General features: G+C 67.7%; 21 protein-coding genes. 8 read left to right on the top strand and 13 right to left on the bottom strand.

The window, feature by feature from the left end:
- Positions 1-45: 45 nt before the first annotated feature.
- The 5 genes from flgC (at position 46) to flhB (ending at position 3,116) form a co-directional block, all read left to right on the top strand.
- Positions 46-453 (top strand): flagellar basal body rod protein FlgC, encoded by a 408-nt coding sequence (gene flgC / locus BLQ49_RS21160; RefSeq protein ID WP_091719350.1) that lies wholly within the window; start codon positions 46-48, stop codon positions 451-453.
- Positions 454-472: 19 nt separating this feature from the next.
- Positions 473-787: a flagellar hook-basal body complex protein FliE gene (gene fliE, locus BLQ49_RS21155; protein WP_091719347.1), complete on the top strand. Its 315-nt coding sequence runs from the start codon at positions 473-475 to the stop codon at positions 785-787.
- 169 nt (positions 788-956) lie between these two features.
- Entirely contained in the window at positions 957-1,223 is a 267-nt protein-coding gene (fliQ, locus tag BLQ49_RS21150; RefSeq protein WP_091719345.1) for a flagellar biosynthesis protein FliQ, read from the top strand.
- Positions 1,224-1,274: 51 nt separating this feature from the next.
- Complete coding sequence (fliR, locus tag BLQ49_RS21145; RefSeq protein ID WP_091719343.1) at positions 1,275-2,036, top strand: flagellar biosynthetic protein FliR; 762 nt, start codon at positions 1,275-1,277, stop codon at positions 2,034-2,036.
- Positions 2,037-2,048: 12 nt separating this feature from the next.
- A complete protein-coding gene (flhB, locus tag BLQ49_RS21140) occupies positions 2,049-3,116 on the top strand; it encodes a flagellar type III secretion system protein FlhB (protein ID WP_091719341.1) in 1,068 nt (355 codons plus the stop codon).
- 8 nt (positions 3,117-3,124) lie between these two features.
- Here the strand turns inward: flhB and BLQ49_RS30660 are convergent, their stop codons facing one another.
- Positions 3,125-3,247, bottom strand: a complete 123-nt coding sequence (locus BLQ49_RS30660) for a hypothetical protein (RefSeq protein ID WP_280140994.1) — start codon at positions 3,245-3,247, stop codon at positions 3,125-3,127.
- 761 nt (positions 3,248-4,008) lie between these two features.
- Between BLQ49_RS30660 and cckA the strand changes: the two genes are divergently transcribed.
- The 3 genes from cckA to BLQ49_RS21125 all read left to right on the top strand — a co-directional run bounded on the left by cckA (position 4,009) and on the right by BLQ49_RS21125 (position 8,735).
- Positions 4,009-6,768 (top strand): cell cycle histidine kinase CckA, encoded by a 2,760-nt coding sequence (gene cckA / locus BLQ49_RS21135; RefSeq protein ID WP_244507706.1) that lies wholly within the window; start codon positions 4,009-4,011, stop codon positions 6,766-6,768.
- A 320-nt stretch (positions 6,769-7,088) separates the two neighbouring features.
- Positions 7,089-8,156 carry a recombinase RecA gene (gene recA, locus BLQ49_RS21130; RefSeq protein ID WP_412760060.1) on the top strand — a complete coding sequence of 356 codons (1,068 nt, stop codon included), beginning with the start codon at positions 7,089-7,091 and terminating at the stop codon, positions 8,154-8,156.
- Between the two features lie 201 nt (positions 8,157-8,357).
- Positions 8,358-8,735, top strand: a complete 378-nt coding sequence (locus BLQ49_RS21125; RefSeq protein ID WP_091719337.1) for a hypothetical protein — start codon at positions 8,358-8,360, stop codon at positions 8,733-8,735.
- A gap of 433 nt (positions 8,736-9,168) precedes the next feature.
- Here the strand turns inward: BLQ49_RS21125 and rpsQ are convergent, their stop codons facing one another.
- The 12 genes from rpsQ to BLQ49_RS21065 form a co-directional block, all read right to left on the bottom strand.
- A complete protein-coding gene (rpsQ, locus tag BLQ49_RS21120; protein WP_091719335.1) occupies positions 9,169-9,435 on the bottom strand; it encodes a 30S ribosomal protein S17 in 267 nt (88 codons plus the stop codon).
- Positions 9,436-9,456: 21 nt separating this feature from the next.
- Positions 9,457-9,672: a 50S ribosomal protein L29 gene (rpmC, locus tag BLQ49_RS21115; protein ID WP_091719333.1), complete on the bottom strand. Its 216-nt coding sequence runs from the start codon at positions 9,670-9,672 to the stop codon at positions 9,457-9,459.
- A gap of 12 nt (positions 9,673-9,684) precedes the next feature.
- The gene (gene rplP, locus BLQ49_RS21110) at positions 9,685-10,098 is read right to left on the bottom strand and encodes a 50S ribosomal protein L16 (RefSeq protein WP_091719330.1); all 414 of its coding nucleotides are present in this window, start codon (positions 10,096-10,098) and stop codon (positions 9,685-9,687) included.
- Positions 10,099-10,109: 11 nt separating this feature from the next.
- Positions 10,110-10,856, bottom strand: coding sequence for a 30S ribosomal protein S3 (rpsC, locus tag BLQ49_RS21105; protein WP_012319192.1), 747 nt, complete (start codon positions 10,854-10,856; stop codon positions 10,110-10,112).
- 10 nt (positions 10,857-10,866) lie between these two features.
- A complete protein-coding gene (rplV, locus tag BLQ49_RS21100; RefSeq protein ID WP_012319191.1) occupies positions 10,867-11,253 on the bottom strand; it encodes a 50S ribosomal protein L22 in 387 nt (128 codons plus the stop codon).
- A 1-nt stretch (position 11,254) separates the two neighbouring features.
- Positions 11,255-11,533: a 30S ribosomal protein S19 gene (gene rpsS / locus BLQ49_RS21095; protein WP_012319190.1), complete on the bottom strand. Its 279-nt coding sequence runs from the start codon at positions 11,531-11,533 to the stop codon at positions 11,255-11,257.
- Between the two features lie 5 nt (positions 11,534-11,538).
- Positions 11,539-12,375 carry a 50S ribosomal protein L2 gene (gene rplB, locus BLQ49_RS21090; protein ID WP_020094256.1) on the bottom strand — a complete coding sequence of 279 codons (837 nt, stop codon included), beginning with the start codon at positions 12,373-12,375 and terminating at the stop codon, positions 11,539-11,541.
- 25 nt (positions 12,376-12,400) lie between these two features.
- On the bottom strand, positions 12,401-12,697 hold the full coding sequence (locus tag BLQ49_RS21085) for a 50S ribosomal protein L23 (RefSeq protein WP_020094257.1): 297 nt from the start codon (positions 12,695-12,697) through the stop codon (positions 12,401-12,403).
- Positions 12,694-13,314: a 50S ribosomal protein L4 gene (gene rplD / locus BLQ49_RS21080; RefSeq protein WP_091719328.1), complete on the bottom strand. Its 621-nt coding sequence runs from the start codon at positions 13,312-13,314 to the stop codon at positions 12,694-12,696. Before rplD ends, BLQ49_RS21085 begins: the two co-directional genes overlap by 4 nt.
- Positions 13,314-14,039: a 50S ribosomal protein L3 gene (gene rplC, locus BLQ49_RS21075; RefSeq protein WP_091719326.1), complete on the bottom strand. Its 726-nt coding sequence runs from the start codon at positions 14,037-14,039 to the stop codon at positions 13,314-13,316. Before rplC ends, rplD begins: the two co-directional genes overlap by 1 nt.
- A gap of 51 nt (positions 14,040-14,090) precedes the next feature.
- Positions 14,091-14,399 (bottom strand): 30S ribosomal protein S10, encoded by a 309-nt coding sequence (gene rpsJ, locus BLQ49_RS21070; RefSeq protein WP_043351245.1) that lies wholly within the window; start codon positions 14,397-14,399, stop codon positions 14,091-14,093.
- 81 nt (positions 14,400-14,480) lie between these two features.
- The coding region (locus BLQ49_RS21065) for an EF-Tu C-terminal domain-related protein (protein ID WP_483127864.1) at positions 14,481-14,618 on the bottom strand (138 nt) is incomplete at its 5' end.

Raw genomic sequence — 14,618 nt, 5'->3', positions numbered from 1 at the left:
GTCGGCGACGATCGCGCTGGCGCATCCGGAGGAGGGCCCTGAGCCATGGAATTCAGCAAGTCGCTGGCGGTGGCGGCGGCCGGCCTTAAGGCCCAGTCGGGCCGGATGCGGATCATCGCCGAGAACATCGCCAACGCCGATTCCGCGCCGGCCTCGGCCGGTGCGGAGCCCTACCGACGCAAGATCCCGAGCTTCACCAGCCATCTCGACGACGAGACCGGCGCCCGGCTCGTGGAGGCTGGTCGTGTCCGGCGTGATCCCTCCGCCTTCCGGACCAAGTTCGAGCCCGGCAACCCTGCGGCCAACGCGCGGGGCGAGGTGCAGATGCCCAACGTCAACGCGCTGATCGAGAACATGGATCTGCGCGAAGCCCAGCGCTCCTACGAGGCGAACCTCAACATGGTGACCGCGACGCGCAAGATGCTGTCCCAGACCCTCGGCATCCTGAAGTGAGCGGGGCGGAGGTTTAGCGATGGCATCGAGCAACTTCGCGGCGGGCGCCTACGCGGCCGTGCAGGGTCTCGCCTCCGGGCGGCCCGTCCCCAAGGTCCAGGCGGCCACCGAGACCGGCACCGACTTCATGCAGTTCCTCGGGAAGACTCTGGAGAGCGTCGGCGACGCCGGGCATCGGGCCGACGCGCAGGCGGTCTCGGCCGCCTCAGGCAAGGCCAACGTCGTGGACGTGGTCACCGCGGTCGCCGAGAGCGAGACCGCCCTCCAGACCATGGTCGCCGTGCGCGACCGCATGATCTCCGCCTACGAGGAGATCATGCGGATGCAGATCTGACGGGGATCTCGAAGGGCTACGCCCGCTGACGGGGCATCGGGGCGGAAACCCGATATCGGGCTTCGCCCGGTGATCGAGCGAGGCCCGACGGCAGGGCACGGCCCTGCACCCGCAAAGGTCGAAGACCTTTTGAAACCGTGACTTTTCTCTCTTCGGACCCGTCGTCACCATGACCGGACTCGCCATCCTCGACGTCGCCCGCGACGGGATCTTCGTGTTCCTGAAGATCGCCGGGCCCCTGATGCTCGTCTCCCTGGCGGTCGGCCTCGCGGTCTCGCTGGTCCAGGCCCTGACCCAGATCCAGGAACAGACCCTGATCTACGTGCCCAAGGTCGTCGCGGTGTTCGCCGTGCTGCTCCTGATGCTGCCCTTCATCGGCGACGCGATGGCTGGCTACATGACCCGCATCGCCGCCCGCATCGCGGCGGGCGGCTGATGCGGGGCCCGGCCACGACAGGGACCCAATCCGCGCGCCATAGGGGCGGCGATGAACCTGCTCCTGCCCGGGATCGCCTCGGCCTTCCTGATCACCTTCGCGCGGGTCGGCACGCTGATCATGCTGATGCCCGGGATCGGCGAGCAATCCGTCGCGCCGCGGCTGCGGCTGGCCTTCGCGCTGCTCACGACCCTGGTGCTGTTCCCGACCGTGCGCCCGCTGCTCGGCGGCACGGAGGGCCTCGCGGGGCCGCGGCTGATCGGGCTCCTGTTCGGCGAGACGATCGTCGGGCTGGTCCTCGGCCTGTCGGTGCGGATGGTGCTCGCCGCCCTGCAGACCGCCGGGGTGATCATCTCGGCGCAGCTCGGCCTGTCCTATGCCATGACGGTGGATCCGAGCCAGGGCGGCCAGCAGGTGGCGATCGGCAACTTTCTGTCGCTGCTGGGCATCACGCTGATCTTCGCCACCGATCTGCATCACCTTGCCATCGAGGGCTTGGCCCGGAGCTACGAGGTCCTGCCCCCCGACGGGGTCCCGGCCTTCTCGGACGCGCTGACGCTGGCGACCCGGGCGCTGGCCCGCGGCTTCACCCTGGCGATGCAGATCTCCGGGCCGTTCATCGCCTTCGGGATCCTGTTCAACCTGGGCCTCGGCGTACTGTCGCGGCTGATGCCCCAATTGCAGGTGTTCTTCCTGGCGGTCCCGGCCTCGGTGCTGGTGGGCGTGCTGATCTTGATCGGCTGCCTCGGCGTGATGATGGGGGTCTTCTTGGACGACATGGGCCGGTATCTGGCTCAGTCCGTGGGCCGCTGAGGTAGGGGCGGGATGGCCGAGGGCGCGGACGACGAGGACAAGACCGAAGAGCCGTCCCAGCGGCGGCTCGATCAGGCGATCGAGCGCGGCGACGTCGCCAGCAGCATGGAGATCAACACCTTCGCGATCCTGGGGGCCTTCACCCTGGCGCTCCTGATCGCGGCACCGGGCATCGCCCAGGACCTGCTCTACGGACTTAGAGCCTACCTCGCCAACGCCCACACCCTGCCGGACGACGCCACCGCCATGCGGGCGGCGGCTACCCGGGGCCTGTGGCTGTGGCTGCAGGCGGTCGCCGTGCCGGTCGGCCTCGCCGCCGCCGCCGGGCTGGCCGCGGGGCTCCTCCAGCACCCGCCGGTCTTCAGCGCTGAGACGCTGAGGCCGAAATTCGAGCGGCTCTCCCCGATGGCCGGGGTGAAGCGCATCCTCGGGATCGAGGCGTGGTTCCAGTTCGGCAAGGGCTTGGCCAAGATCGGCGCCGTTGGGGTGGTCGGCAGCGTGGTTCTCTGGAACGACCGCGACCGGCTGGAGACCTTCGTCCAGCTCGATCCCGGCGCGGCTCTGCCGGCGATCCTGTCCCTCAGCCTGCGGCTGCTCGCCGGGATGCTGTGCATGCATCTGGCGATCACCCTGGGGGACGCCCTCTACGCGCGGTTCCGCTGGCGCAAGCGCCACCGCATGTCGAAGGAAGAACTCAAGCAGGAGATGAAGGAGTCGGACGGCAACCCGGAGGTCAAGGGTCGCCTGCGGCAGTTGCGCATGGCCCGGGTGAAGAAGCGGATGATGGCCGCCGTGCCGACCGCCACCGTGGTGGTGACCAACCCGACCCACTACGCGGTGGCCCTGCGCTACGAGGCCGGCATGGCAGCGCCGATCTGTGTCGCCAAGGGCGTCGACGCGCTGGCGCTACGCATCCGCACGGTGGCGGCCGAGCACGGCGTCGCCGTGATCGAGAACCCGCCGCTGGCCCGGGCGCTCCACGCCACCGTGGAGATCGACCGAGAGATCCCGGCCGAGCATTACCGCGCGGTGGCCGAGGTGATCGGCTTCGTGCTGCGTCTGCGGAGGCGAGCGGCGTAGGCGCCCGCTCACCGGCCCGGCCGGCAGCGGCCGGGCTGGCGCCGCGCGCGGGGACGGGTCGCCAGGAGGATGACGATCCCGATCAGCCCGACATGCAGCAGGCCGCCGCGTTCGCGCTCGTAAGAGATCATGCACCGGTATCGCCGGATCCGAACCTGGGCACGGAGCGCCCCGTCCGCGGGTTCGACATCCGCGCCGATGCCATAGAGGCGCCGGTAGCTCTCGACGCCGGCACCGTCCTCCCTGATCCGCCAAGGAGAGCGTCCCCACGAACAGCGTCAGAGGATGCTGGCGGAGGGGGCGGCTCCGGAAGGCGGCCTGACGCATCGGGCAACGGCACGGGAGGACGCCAAGGAGGGAACCGAAGCGTCATGGATACGGGTTTTTCGCCGGTCGGCTGGTCGCCAACGGCGGAAAACGTGAATTCCCAGTCGTAGAGATAGACCGTTTGATCACGAATTCGTGATCTTCGTGGTCGACCAGTCCGGGACGCACATCGAAGGCCGCGATCTTCGAGGGGATACACTGAGCCCCGCCCTCACCGGGCGGTCCGCGGCACCCTTGTTCGGAGGCACGATCATCCCGCGGCGGTGGTCACGTCTCCGTTCGGATCGGCTCGCGACCGGAATGCCCGGACGGCCCGTCGCGGCGCGATGCTCGGCCGGGGTCTCGCATGAAGCCGACACCGTAACCTGAGGCGCGGCGTCACGGCGGACGGTGCGGCCATCGAAAGGCATAGCACCACCGGTCGAAACGAAGCGAAAGCCACGCTTCGTCCACCTTTTTTCGCGAGGCTGAACCGAGGCTTGGCGTGATGCGCGTGGTGCCGCGTGGCCCTTGCCCTGATAGGGACGGTCGGCCTAACCGGGGGAACGTTCTGGAAATGAAGCCGATGGCCGACGTCACTGGACCTCCGGCCCCTGCCGCGGGCCCGCCGAATGCCGGACTGCCGATCTCTGGTGCACCGGTTCCGGCGCCGCAGGCAACCGGCTCCATCGACCGCTCGGAACAGCCGGGCCGGGTCGGGTTGCTGCTCGTGCTCGCGGGCCTGCTGGTCGGGGCCGCCATCGGCCTGTCCTTCGTGGCGAACGAGCAGGCCCAGTCGCTGATTGTGTGGCTGCTGGCGCTGCTGGCCATGGCCGGCGTGTTCTTCCTGTTCGCCCTCGCGATCGGGGCGCTCCAGCTCAGCGGCAGCGCCGCCCGGGACGACATCACCAAGGGCATCGTCGATGCCTCGCCGGACGGCGCGCTTGTGGTCGAGGATGGCGGCCGGCTGATCTACGCCAACGAGGCCTATCTGCGGATCGCGGGCGGCGACACCTTCTCGAACCTCGTCCCGGTGGAGCGTATCCTGGTCGGCCCACCCGAGGTCTCGGAGGCGGTCTACCGCCTGTCGCAGGCCTCCCGCGACGCCCGGGCCCACACCGAGGAGGTGCGGATGTCGCCGCCGCTCGGCCCGGTCGCCGGGGAGCGGAGCTTCGGGTGGTACCGGGTCTCGGTCCGGCCGCTCGCGCGGCCCCGCCGGGCCGCCGCGCTCTGGACGGTGGCCGACATCACCGCCGAGCGGGAGCGGCAGGAGAACGTCTTCCAGGAACTCCAGCACGCGATCGACTACCTCGACCACGCCCCGGCGGGGTTCCTGTCGATCGATCCGGCCGGCGCCATCGTGTACATGAACGCGACGCTGGCGGCCTGGCTCGGCTACGATCTCGCCAGCGTCGGCCCCGGTGGTCCGCACCTGACCGAGATCGCCCCCGAGGCGGATGTCCTCGTGCGCACCGCCGGCCTGCCCGGCGAGGTGCGCACCGACCGTTTCGACCTCGACCTGCGCCGCCGCAACGGCCACACCCTGCCGGTCCGGCTCTACCACCGCATCGCCTTCGGCAAGGACGGCAAGCCCGGCTCCTCGCGCACCTTCGTGATCAACCGCTCCGCGGGCGCCGAGACCGACGAGCCGCAGCGCGCCGCCGAGGTTCGCCTCGCCCGCTTCCTCAACAACTCGCCGATCGCCATTGCGACCCTCGACCGCACCGGCCGGATCGCCCGGGCCAACGCCTCCTTCACCCGGCTGTTCGGCACGATCCCGCGCCAGATCGAGGATGACGCGTTCGACGGGGAGGGCACGGCCCGGGCGGAGCCGAACGTCGCCGACTCGGTGACCGACCGGACCAGCCTGGAAGCCGGGCTCGCCCGGGCGGCGAGCGGGCTCACCGATCCCGAGCCGATCGAGGTCCAGCTCAACGGGCCGGGGGGGCGCTCGGCCCGGGTCTGGCTCAGCCCGGCCGACGGCGGCGACCCGGGACAGCAGACCGACGAGGCCGAGCGCGTCATCCTGTACGCCCTCGACACGACGGCGCAGCGGCAGCTGGAGCAGCAGGTCGCCCAGGCCCAGAAGATGAATGCCGTGGGCCAGCTTGCGGGCGGCATCGCACACGACTTCAACAACGTGCTGCAGGCGATCATCGGCTACTCGGACTTGCTGCTGGCGAGCCATCGGCCGACCGATCCGGCCTTCCAGGACATCATGCAGATCAAGCAGAACGCCAATCGGGCGGCGGGCCTTGTCCGCCAGCTTCTGGCGTTTTCCCGCAGGCAAACCCTGCGGCCGGAGGTGATGAGCGTCGGCGAGGCGCTCTCCGAACTCACGCTGCTGCTGAAGCGGCTGCTCGGCGAGCGTGTCGCGCTGGAGCTGAAGCACGGCCGCGAGGTCTGGCCCGTGAAGGCCGACGTCAACCAGTTCGAGCAGGTGATCGTGAACCTCGCGGTCAACGCCCGCGACGCCATGCCGGAGGGCGGCAAGCTGGTGATCCGCACCGAGAACGTGACCGATCCGGGTTCGGCGGCGGTGGCCGAGGGGCGGGGCGGGGCGCCCTCGGGCGATCACGTGCTGATCGAGGTCCGCGACACCGGCCAGGGCATCCCGCCCGAGCTGATGGAGAAGATCTTCGAGCCGTTCTTCACCACCAAGGAGATCGGCAAGGGCACGGGTCTCGGGCTCTCGACCGTGTTCGGCATCGTCAAGCAGTCCGGCGGCACGATCGACGTCCAGTCGACGGTCGGGGAGGGCACCGCCTTCCGGATCTACCTGCCGCGCCATATCCCGGTGGCGGAGCCCGAGGAGGTGCCGCTCCCGCCCCCCGCACCGGCCCTGCCGCGGACGGACGCCGTCCGGCTGACCGGTCCGTCGACGAAGGGCGAGGGGAATGTCGAGACCGTCACGCGGGCCGCCGAGCCGCCCGCCCCCGAGCGGGTGCCGCCACGCAAGCCCGCCGCCGACCACACCGGGCAGGGCACGATCCTGCTGGTGGAGGACGAGGATCCCGTGCGGGCGGTCAACAGCCGGGCCCTCTCGGCCCGCGGCTACACCGTCCTTGAGGCGGCCTCGGGCCTGGAAGCCCTGGCGATCGTCCGTGAGAACGCTCAGCCGATCGATCTCGTGGTGTCCGACGTCGTCATGCCCGAGATGGACGGCCCGACGCTGCTGCGGGAGGTCCGCAAGCACCAGCCGGACCTGAAGGTGATCTTCGTCTCCGGCTACGCCGAGGACGCCTTCCGCAAGAACCTGCCGGAGGGCGAGACCTTCAACTTCCTGCCAAAACCCTTCAGCCTGAAGCAGCTCGTGGAGACCGTGAAGAAGACGATGGCGAGCTGAGGAACAGGGGTCCCATTCCTTATGCCGTCGGGGATTCGCACCGACGGCCCCGGGAGGCGGCCTTCCTCGTGCTTCGCCCGGCAGACCGTCGCATCGCGCCCTCGTGGACTTCCGAAACGCGCGCCAGATCGGCACAGCTACCGCGCAGCGCGTGCGCTACGGCTTTACCGGTACAACGTGCCGTCGTTAGGCCTGAACGCCCTTGCCGAATGAGAACAAAACGGGTACACCAGACGGACGTTGACGCGCGTTGTGAACGGCGCTCAACCCCTTCATAAGGAGCCCGCCAGATGGCCCAGCCCGCATTGAAAGTGGTCGATATGCCCCCCGCGGAGAAGGACAAGGACAAGTCCAAGGCGATCGACGCCGCCCTGGCCCAGATCGAGCGCGCCTTCGGCAAGGGCTCGATCATGCGGCTCGGCAAAAACGACAAGGTGCAGGAGGTCGAGACCGTCTCCACGGGTTCGCTCGGCCTCGACATCGCGCTCGGCGTCGGCGGCCTGCCCCGCGGCCGCGTAATCGAGATCTACGGTCCCGAATCGTCCGGCAAGACGACGCTGGCGCTCCACACCATCGCCGAGGCCCAGAAGAAGGGCGGCGTCTGCGCCTTCGTAGATGCCGAGCACGCCCTCGATCCGGTCTATGCCCGCAAGCTCGGGGTGAACCTCGACGATCTGCTGATCTCGCAGCCCGACACGGGCGAGCAGGCGCTCGAAATCACCGACACGCTGGTGCGCTCCGGCGCCATCGACGTGCTGGTGGTCGATTCGGTCGCTGCGCTCACCCCGCGGGCCGAGATCGAGGGCGAGATGGGCGAGAGCCAGCCTGGCCTCCAGGCCCGCCTGATGAGCCAGGCCCTGCGCAAGCTCACCGGTTCGATCTCACGCTCGAACTGCATGGTGATCTTCATCAACCAGATCCGAATGAAGATCGGCGTGATGTACGGCAGCCCCGAGACCACCACGGGCGGCAACGCCCTGAAGTTCTACGCCTCGGTACGCCTCGACATCCGCCGCATCTCGACGCTCAAGGACCGCGATGAGGCGATCGGCAACCAGGTCCGCGTGAAGGTGGTGAAGAACAAAGTCGCCCCGCCGTTCAAGCAGGTCGAGTTCGACATCATGTTCGGCGAGGGCGTGTCGAAGGTGGGCGAGCTCATCGACCTCGGCGTGAAGGCCGGGATCGTCGAGAAGTCCGGCGCCTGGTTCTCCTACAACAGCCAACGCCTCGGCCAGGGCCGTGAGAACTCGAAGGGCTTCCTACGCGACAACCCGAAGATCGCGGCTGAGATCGAGGGATCGATCCGACAGAATTCGGGGCTCGTCGCCGAGAAGATTTTGGAGAACGCGACGCCCACGGCTGACGATCTGGATGAAGGCGAAGCTTAATCTCGACGCATCGGGGCCGTCGATCGTGTTCAGCCGACCCTGATAAGTAGATGACATCAACCCTTCCGCGACTATAAGGTCGCGGAAGAGCTTTTTGCAACAAAACGCCGTACGACACTGTGTCGGCAAAGCCATAGTGACCGCGAGACCACGCCGTTAAGGGAACCCCAGGATGGATCCTTCCATCCGAGGGGGAATCACATGAAACGGATTGTCTTGGTCACGGCGGCAGCCGGCGGCCTTCTCGGCGCATGCGCGTCATCGTCCGACAAGGTCGCGGCGACCTACATCTCGCCTATCCAGTACAGCAGCCTCACCTGCCCGCAGATCCGCGAGGAATCGGCCCGCGTCGCCAATCGAGCGTCGATCGCGTCCGGTGTCCAGGATGACCAGCGCAAGACCGACCAAGTCGTGACGGTCGTCGGGGCCGTGGTATTCTGGCCGTCGCTGTTCTTCCTTCAGGGCGACAATCAGAAGACGGCAGAGCTGGCACGCCTGAAGGGCGAGATGGAGGCCCTGGAGCAGGCCTCGATCCAGAGGAACTGCGGGATCGAGTACCGCCGGCAGCCGGCTTCCTGATCCCCAGCCGGCGCCGCAGGAAGTGGCGCCAGACCCACCGGAAGGTCAGGTCATCACGCCAGAGGAATCGCTGCTGATCCCGACCGTCCCTCATCCAAGATGTCCACGCCAGCGGGCATCGAACGAGGGCTCCGAACGTCACCGGGATCCAGAAGCCCGTCCGCGACACCTCGGCTGCGCTTCGTCACCTCCGGATCGGGCTGCCGGTTCGAGTGATCCGAGCCTGACCCCGAATCGAGTCAACCGCATTCGGGATCAGGCTCCGAAAACGACAAAACCCGGCACGCTTCCGACCCCGAGAGATCGAAACACGTCCGGGTTTTCGTGGGTCCCAAATCGTCTCGGCCAAATGCTGACAGCGCATAGTTTCGATACGCGCACCCGACCGACGATCAGGCGGATGCGGTTACCCGCAACCGCCGGGATCCCGGGATCAGGCTGCCTCGCCGGCCTCGGCCTGCACCGCCACGTCGCCCTCGACCAGCTTCCAGGTCTTGGTCTTCGAGAACGGGCGGCACTCCTCGATGAACACCGTCTGCCCGACCTTGGCGACGTTGCCCTCGTCGTGCGCGTGGTAGTTCTTCGACCGGCGGACGGTCTTCTTCATCACCGGGTGCGTGAAGCGGCGCTCCACCTTCACCACGATGGTCTTCTCACCCTTGTCGCTGACGACGGTGCCCTGCAGGATGCGCTTCGGCATGGTTATCTCCTAAAACCCGCCTCAGCCCTTGGCCTGCTGCAGCGTCTTGGAACGCTGCAGAGTCCGGACACGGGCGATGTCGCGGCGAACCTCGCGGACGCGGGCGACGTTCTCGAGCTGGCCGGTGGCCCCCTGGAAGCGCAGGTTGAACTGCTCCTTCTTGAGGTTGATCAGCTCGTCATTCAGCTGATCCGGCGACAGAGCCTTGAGATCAGACACTCGTTGGGTCGACTTCACGATATCCTCCGTTCAGTCGGCGATGCGCTGGACGACCCGCGTACGGATCGGGAGCTTCGCGGCGCCGAGGCGGAGCGCCTCCTTGGCGATGGCCTCGGCAACGCCGTCGACCTCGAACATGATCCGGCCGGGATGAACCCGGGCCGCCCAATAGTCCGGGGCGCCCTTGCCGGAGCCCATGCGGACTTCGGTCGGCTTCGACGAGACCGGGACATCCGGGAACACCCGGATCCAAACGCGGCCCTGGCGCTTCATCTCGCGGGTGATCGCGCGGCGGGCCGCCTCGATCTGGCGGGCGGTGACGCGCTCGGGCTCCACCGCCTTCAGGCCGAACTGGCCGAAGTTCAGCTCGAAGCCGCCCTTGGCCGCACCGTGGATGCGGCCCTTGAACTGCTTACGGAAGCGGGTCTTTTTCGGTTGCAGCATGGCTTCCTACCTTACGCGTGCTCGCGCTCGCGGCGTCCGCGCTCGCGGCCGCCCTCGCCATCGCGCTCACGGCGTCCGCCGGAGCGGCCGCCCTCTTCCTGGGCCTTCTTGTCCTGGGCCATCGGGTCGTGCTCAAGGATCTCGCCCTTGAACACCCACACCTTGATGCCGCAGGTGCCGTAGGTCGTGAACGCCGTGGCGGTGCCGTAGTCGACGTCGGCGCGCAGCGTGTGCAGCGGGACGCGGCCTTCACGGTACCATTCCTGGCGGGCGATCTCGGCGCCGCCGAGGCGGCCCGAGCAGTTGATCCGGATACCCTCGGCGCCCAGACGCATGGCCGACTGAACGGCCCGCTTCATGGCGCGCCGGAAGGCGACGCGGCGCTCGAGCTGCTGGGCGATCGAGTCGGCCACCAGGGTGGCGTCGATCTCGGGCTTGCGCACCTCGACGATGTTGATGGTCACGTCGGCCTTGGTCATGGTGCCGACGAGCTTGCGCAGCTTCTCGATATCCGCGCCCTTCTTGCCGATCACCACGCCCGGACGACCCGAGTGGATGGTGACGCGGCACTTCCGGTGCGGACGCTCGATGACGATCTTCGAGACCGCCGCCTGCTTGAGCTGCTTCATGAGGGCGGCGCGGATCGCGACGTCCTCGTGCATGAGCTTCGCGTAGTCGCCCTTGTTGGCGAACCAGCGGGAGTCCCAGGTCCGGTTGATGCCGAGCCGGAGACCGATCGGGTTGACTTTCTGGCCCATCAGATCCTCCTCAAGCCGCTTCGGCCTGGCGGACTTCGCGAACCACGATGGTGAGGTTCGAAAAGGGCTTCAGGATACGCGCGCCGCGGCCGCGGGCGCGGGCGTGGAAGCGCTTGAGAACCAGCGCCTTGCCCACGAAGGCCTGGGACACGACAAGATCGTCGACATCCAGATCGTGGTTGTTCTCGGCGTTGGCAATAGCGCTCTCGAGGCACTTCTTGACCTCGGTCGAGATGCGCTTGCGGGAGAACTGGAGCTCGGCGAGGGCCGTGTCGACCTTCTTGCCGCGGATCATCTGCGCCACGAGGTTGAGCTTCTGCGGGCTGACGCGCAGCATGCGCGCGACGGCCTTCGCCTCGTTCTCGGGGAGCGCGCGGGGGGTGGCTTGCTTGCCCATCTCAGCGCCTCTTCGCCTTCTTGTCGGCCGCGTGGCCCGGGAAGGTGCGGGTCGGCGAGAACTCACCGAACTTGTGCCCGACCATTTCCTCGGTGACGTAGACCGGAATGTGCTTCTGCCCGTTGTGCACACCGAAGGTGAGCCCGACGAACTGCGGAAGGATCGTGGAGCGGCGGCTCCAGATCTTGATGACCTCGGAGCGCGAGGAGCCCCGCGCCGCCTCGGCCTTCTTGAAGAGGTAGCCGTCGACGAACGGCCCCTTCCAGAGAGAGCGTGCCATAGCGATTACTTCTTGCGGTTGTGGCGGCTGGACAGGATGAACACGTCGGTCCGCTTGTTGGACCGGGTCTTCTTCCCCTTGGTGGGCACGCCCCAGGGCGTGACCGGGTTGCGGCCGCCCGAGGTGCGACCCTCGCCGCCGCCGTGCGGATGGTCGACCGGGTTCATCGCCACGCCGCGGTTGTGCGGGCGCTTGCCGAGCCAACGGTTGCGCCCGGCCTTGCCGAGCGAGATATTCATGTGGTCCGGGTTCGAGACCGCGCCGACGCTGGCGAAGCACTGACCGTGGACCAGGCGCTGCTCACCCGAGTTCAGGCGGAGCGTCACGTAACCCTGGTCGCGGCCCACGATCTGCGCGTAGTTGCCGGCCGAACGGGCGATTGCGCCGCCCTTGCCGATCTTCAGCTCGACGTTGTGGACGATCGTGCCCACCGGCATCGAGCCAACGGGAGCGGCATTGCCCGGCTTGATGTCGACGCTCTCGCCGGCCACCACCTTGTCGCCCGGCTGCAGGCGCTGGGGAGCCAGGATGTAGCTCTGCTTCCCGTCGGGGAAGTTGATCAGCGCGATGAACGCCGTGCGGTTCGGATCGTACTCGATCCGCTCCACTGTGGCGGCGACGCCGAGCTGCTCGCGACGCTTGAAATCGACGTTGCGCAGCACGCGCTTGTGGCCGCCGCCGCGGAAGCGGACGGTGATGCGGCCCAGGTTGTTCCGGCCGCCGGAGGACGACTTGCCCTCCGTCAGCGCCTTCACCGGCTTGCCCTTGTAGAGCTCACGGCGGTCGACGAGCACGAGCTGGCGCAGGCTCGGCGTGACCGGTTTGAATGTCTTCAAGGCCATCGGCTTGGATCCCTAAATCCCGTCCTCAGAGCCCGGTCGTGACGTCGATCGAGTGGCCCTCGGCCAGGGTCACGATCGCCTTCTTCACGTCGGAGCGCTGTCCGCGGAGGCCGCGGAAAATCTTCTTCTTACCCTTGGTGACAAGGGTGTTCACGGCCGTGACCTTCACGTCGAACAGCTTCTCGACGGCCTCCTTGATCTGAGGCTTGGTCGCCTTGGGGGCGACGCGGAAGACGACCTTGTTCTGCTCGGTCAGGTTCGTCGCCTTCTCGGTGATGACCGGGGAGACGACGATGTCGTAGTGGCGCGGATCGGCACTCATTTGAAACGCTCCTCCAGCGCGTCGACGGCAGCCTTCGTCAGGACGAGCGTGTCGCGGCGCAGGATGTCGTAGACGTTGATGCCCTGCACGGGCAGCACGTCGATCTGCGGGATGGCGCGGGCGGCCCGGCCGAAATTCACGTCGACCTCGGCACCGCCGATGATCAGCGCGTTCGAGAGGCCCATCTTGCCGAAGCGCTCGACGAGACCCTTGGTCTTGTGATCCTCGATCTTGATGTCGTCGACGACGATCAGGGTCGAGGCCTTGGCCTTGGCCGACAGGGCGTGGCGCAGCGCCAGCGCACGGACCTTCTTGGGCAGGTCGTGGCTGTGATCGCGCACCACCGGACCGAAGGCCCGGCCGCCGCCACGGAACTGCGGCGCCGAAGCCGCACCGTGGCGGGCGTTACCGGTGCCCTTCTGCTTGTAGAGCTTCTTGCGGGTCCGGTTCACGTCCGAGCGGTTCTGCACGGCATGGGTCCCGGCGCGCCGCTTGGCGAGCTGCCAGCGAACCATGCGCTGCAGCAGGTCGGCGCGCGGCTCCAGGCCGAAGATCTCTTCGTTCAGCTCGACCGAACCGGCACCGGCCCCATCGAGGGTTTTGATATCGAGCTTCATCACGCGGTCTCCTCAGCCGCAGCGGCCTCGGGAGCCGGGATGGACGCGCCGTTCTCACGGAACTTGCCCGGCAGCGGAACATCGGCGGGGAGCTTACGCTTCACCGCGTCGCGGATCTGGATCCAGCCGCCGGCGACGCCCGGCACCGCGCCCTCGACCAGGATCAGGCCGCGCTCGGGATCGGTGCGCACGACGCGCAGGTTCTGGGTCGTGACCCGCTCGACGCCGAGGTGACCCGGCATCTTCTTGTTCTTGAAGGTCTTGCCCGGGTCCTGACGGCCACCGGTCGAACCGATCGAGCGGTGCGAGATCGACACACCGTGGGTGGCGCGAAGGCCGCCGAAGTTCCAGCGCTTGATACCGCCGGCGAAGCCCTTACCGGTCGTGGTGCCGGTGACATCCACGAACTGGCCGGGGATGAAGTGGTCCGCGGTGATCTCGGCGCCGACCGGGATCAGCGCGTCCTCGGACACGCGGAACTCGGCGAGCTTCTTCTTCGGCTCGACCTTGGCGACCGCGAAGCGGCCGCGCTCGGCGCGAGACACGTTCTTGACCTTGGCCTTACCGACGCCGACCTGCAGCGCGACGTAGCCGTTCTTCTCGACGGTGCGGTGGGCCACCACCTGGCACTGATCGATCTTGAGCACGGTGACGGGGACATGCTCCCCCGCGTCCGTAAAGACGCGGGTCATGCCGACCTTCTGTGCGATGACGCCTGAGCGCATAGGTTCTCTCCCTCGCGCGATGAAACGGTAAGCTCTAAGTCCTCAACGGACTCAGAGCTTGATCTCCACGTCCACGCCGGCGGCGAGGTCGAGCTTCATCAGCGCGTCCACGGTCTGCGGCGTCGGATCGACGATATCGAGCACACGCTTATGCGTGCGCATCTCGAACTGCTCGCGCGACTTCTTGTCGATATGCGGCGAGCGGTTCACGGTGAACTTCTCGATATGCGTCGGCAGCGGGATCGGACCCCGGATTGTCGCGCCGGTGCGCCGGGCCGTGGAGACGATCTCCTTGGTCGACGCATCGAGGATGCGGTGATCGAACGCCTTCAGGCGGATACGGATGTTCTGACCGTTCATGTTCCTAGGACCTTGAGAGGGACGGCGGGGTACGCGAGGCTTTCACCCCGCCGCGCCCTGCTAAGGATGCTTGCCCGAGCTTCAGTCGTTGATGGCGGCGACGACGCCGGCACCCACCGTGCGACCGCCCTCGCGGATGGCGAAGCGCAGCTTCTCCTCCATCGCCACCGGCACGATCAGCGCCACGTCCATCGTCACGCTGTCGCCCGGCATCACCAT

The organism is Methylobacterium phyllostachyos (assembly GCF_900103445.1).
Lineage (GTDB): Bacteria > Pseudomonadota > Alphaproteobacteria > Rhizobiales > Beijerinckiaceae > Methylobacterium > Methylobacterium phyllostachyos.
This window is presented reverse-complemented; position numbering and strand designations above follow the sequence as displayed.

Excerpts from the sequence above, each read along its gene's own strand:
- rplD (WP_091719328.1), bottom strand. The coding sequence starts at position 13,314 with ATGAAGCTCGATATCAAAACCCTCGATGGGGCCGGTGCCGGTTCGGTC.
- rplB (WP_020094256.1), bottom strand. The coding sequence starts at position 12,375 with ATGGCCTTGAAGACATTCAAACCGGTCACGCCGAGCCTGCGCCAGCTC.
- rpsJ (WP_043351245.1), bottom strand. The coding sequence starts at position 14,399 with ATGAACGGTCAGAACATCCGTATCCGCCTGAAGGCGTTCGATCACCGC.
- BLQ49_RS21125 (WP_091719337.1), top strand. The coding sequence starts at position 8,358 with ATGAAACGGATTGTCTTGGTCACGGCGGCAGCCGGCGGCCTTCTCGGC.
- fliE (WP_091719347.1), top strand. The coding sequence starts at position 473 with ATGGCATCGAGCAACTTCGCGGCGGGCGCCTACGCGGCCGTGCAGGGT.
- fliR (WP_091719343.1), top strand. The coding sequence starts at position 1,275 with ATGAACCTGCTCCTGCCCGGGATCGCCTCGGCCTTCCTGATCACCTTC.
- fliQ (WP_091719345.1), top strand. The coding sequence starts at position 957 with ATGACCGGACTCGCCATCCTCGACGTCGCCCGCGACGGGATCTTCGTG.
- flhB (WP_091719341.1), top strand. The coding sequence starts at position 2,049 with ATGGCCGAGGGCGCGGACGACGAGGACAAGACCGAAGAGCCGTCCCAG.
- recA (WP_412760060.1), top strand. The coding sequence starts at position 7,089 with ATGCCCCCCGCGGAGAAGGACAAGGACAAGTCCAAGGCGATCGACGCC.
- rplC (WP_091719326.1), bottom strand. The coding sequence starts at position 14,039 with ATGCGCTCAGGCGTCATCGCACAGAAGGTCGGCATGACCCGCGTCTTT.
- rplV (WP_012319191.1), bottom strand. The coding sequence starts at position 11,253 with ATGGGCAAGCAAGCCACCCCCCGCGCGCTCCCCGAGAACGAGGCGAAG.
- BLQ49_RS30660 (WP_280140994.1), bottom strand. The coding sequence starts at position 3,247 with ATGATCTCTTACGAGCGCGAACGCGGCGGCCTGCTGCATGTCGGGCTG.
- rpsQ (WP_091719335.1), bottom strand. The coding sequence starts at position 9,435 with ATGCCGAAGCGCATCCTGCAGGGCACCGTCGTCAGCGACAAGGGTGAG.
- flgC (WP_091719350.1), top strand. The coding sequence starts at position 46 with ATGGAATTCAGCAAGTCGCTGGCGGTGGCGGCGGCCGGCCTTAAGGCC.
- rpsC (WP_012319192.1), bottom strand. The coding sequence starts at position 10,856 with ATGGGCCAGAAAGTCAACCCGATCGGTCTCCGGCTCGGCATCAACCGG.
- cckA (WP_244507706.1), top strand. The coding sequence starts at position 4,009 with ATGGCCGACGTCACTGGACCTCCGGCCCCTGCCGCGGGCCCGCCGAAT.
- BLQ49_RS21085 (WP_020094257.1), bottom strand. The coding sequence starts at position 12,697 with ATGAGTGCCGATCCGCGCCACTACGACATCGTCGTCTCCCCGGTCATC.
- rplP (WP_091719330.1), bottom strand. The coding sequence starts at position 10,098 with ATGCTGCAACCGAAAAAGACCCGCTTCCGTAAGCAGTTCAAGGGCCGC.
- rpsS (WP_012319190.1), bottom strand. The coding sequence starts at position 11,533 with ATGGCACGCTCTCTCTGGAAGGGGCCGTTCGTCGACGGCTACCTCTTC.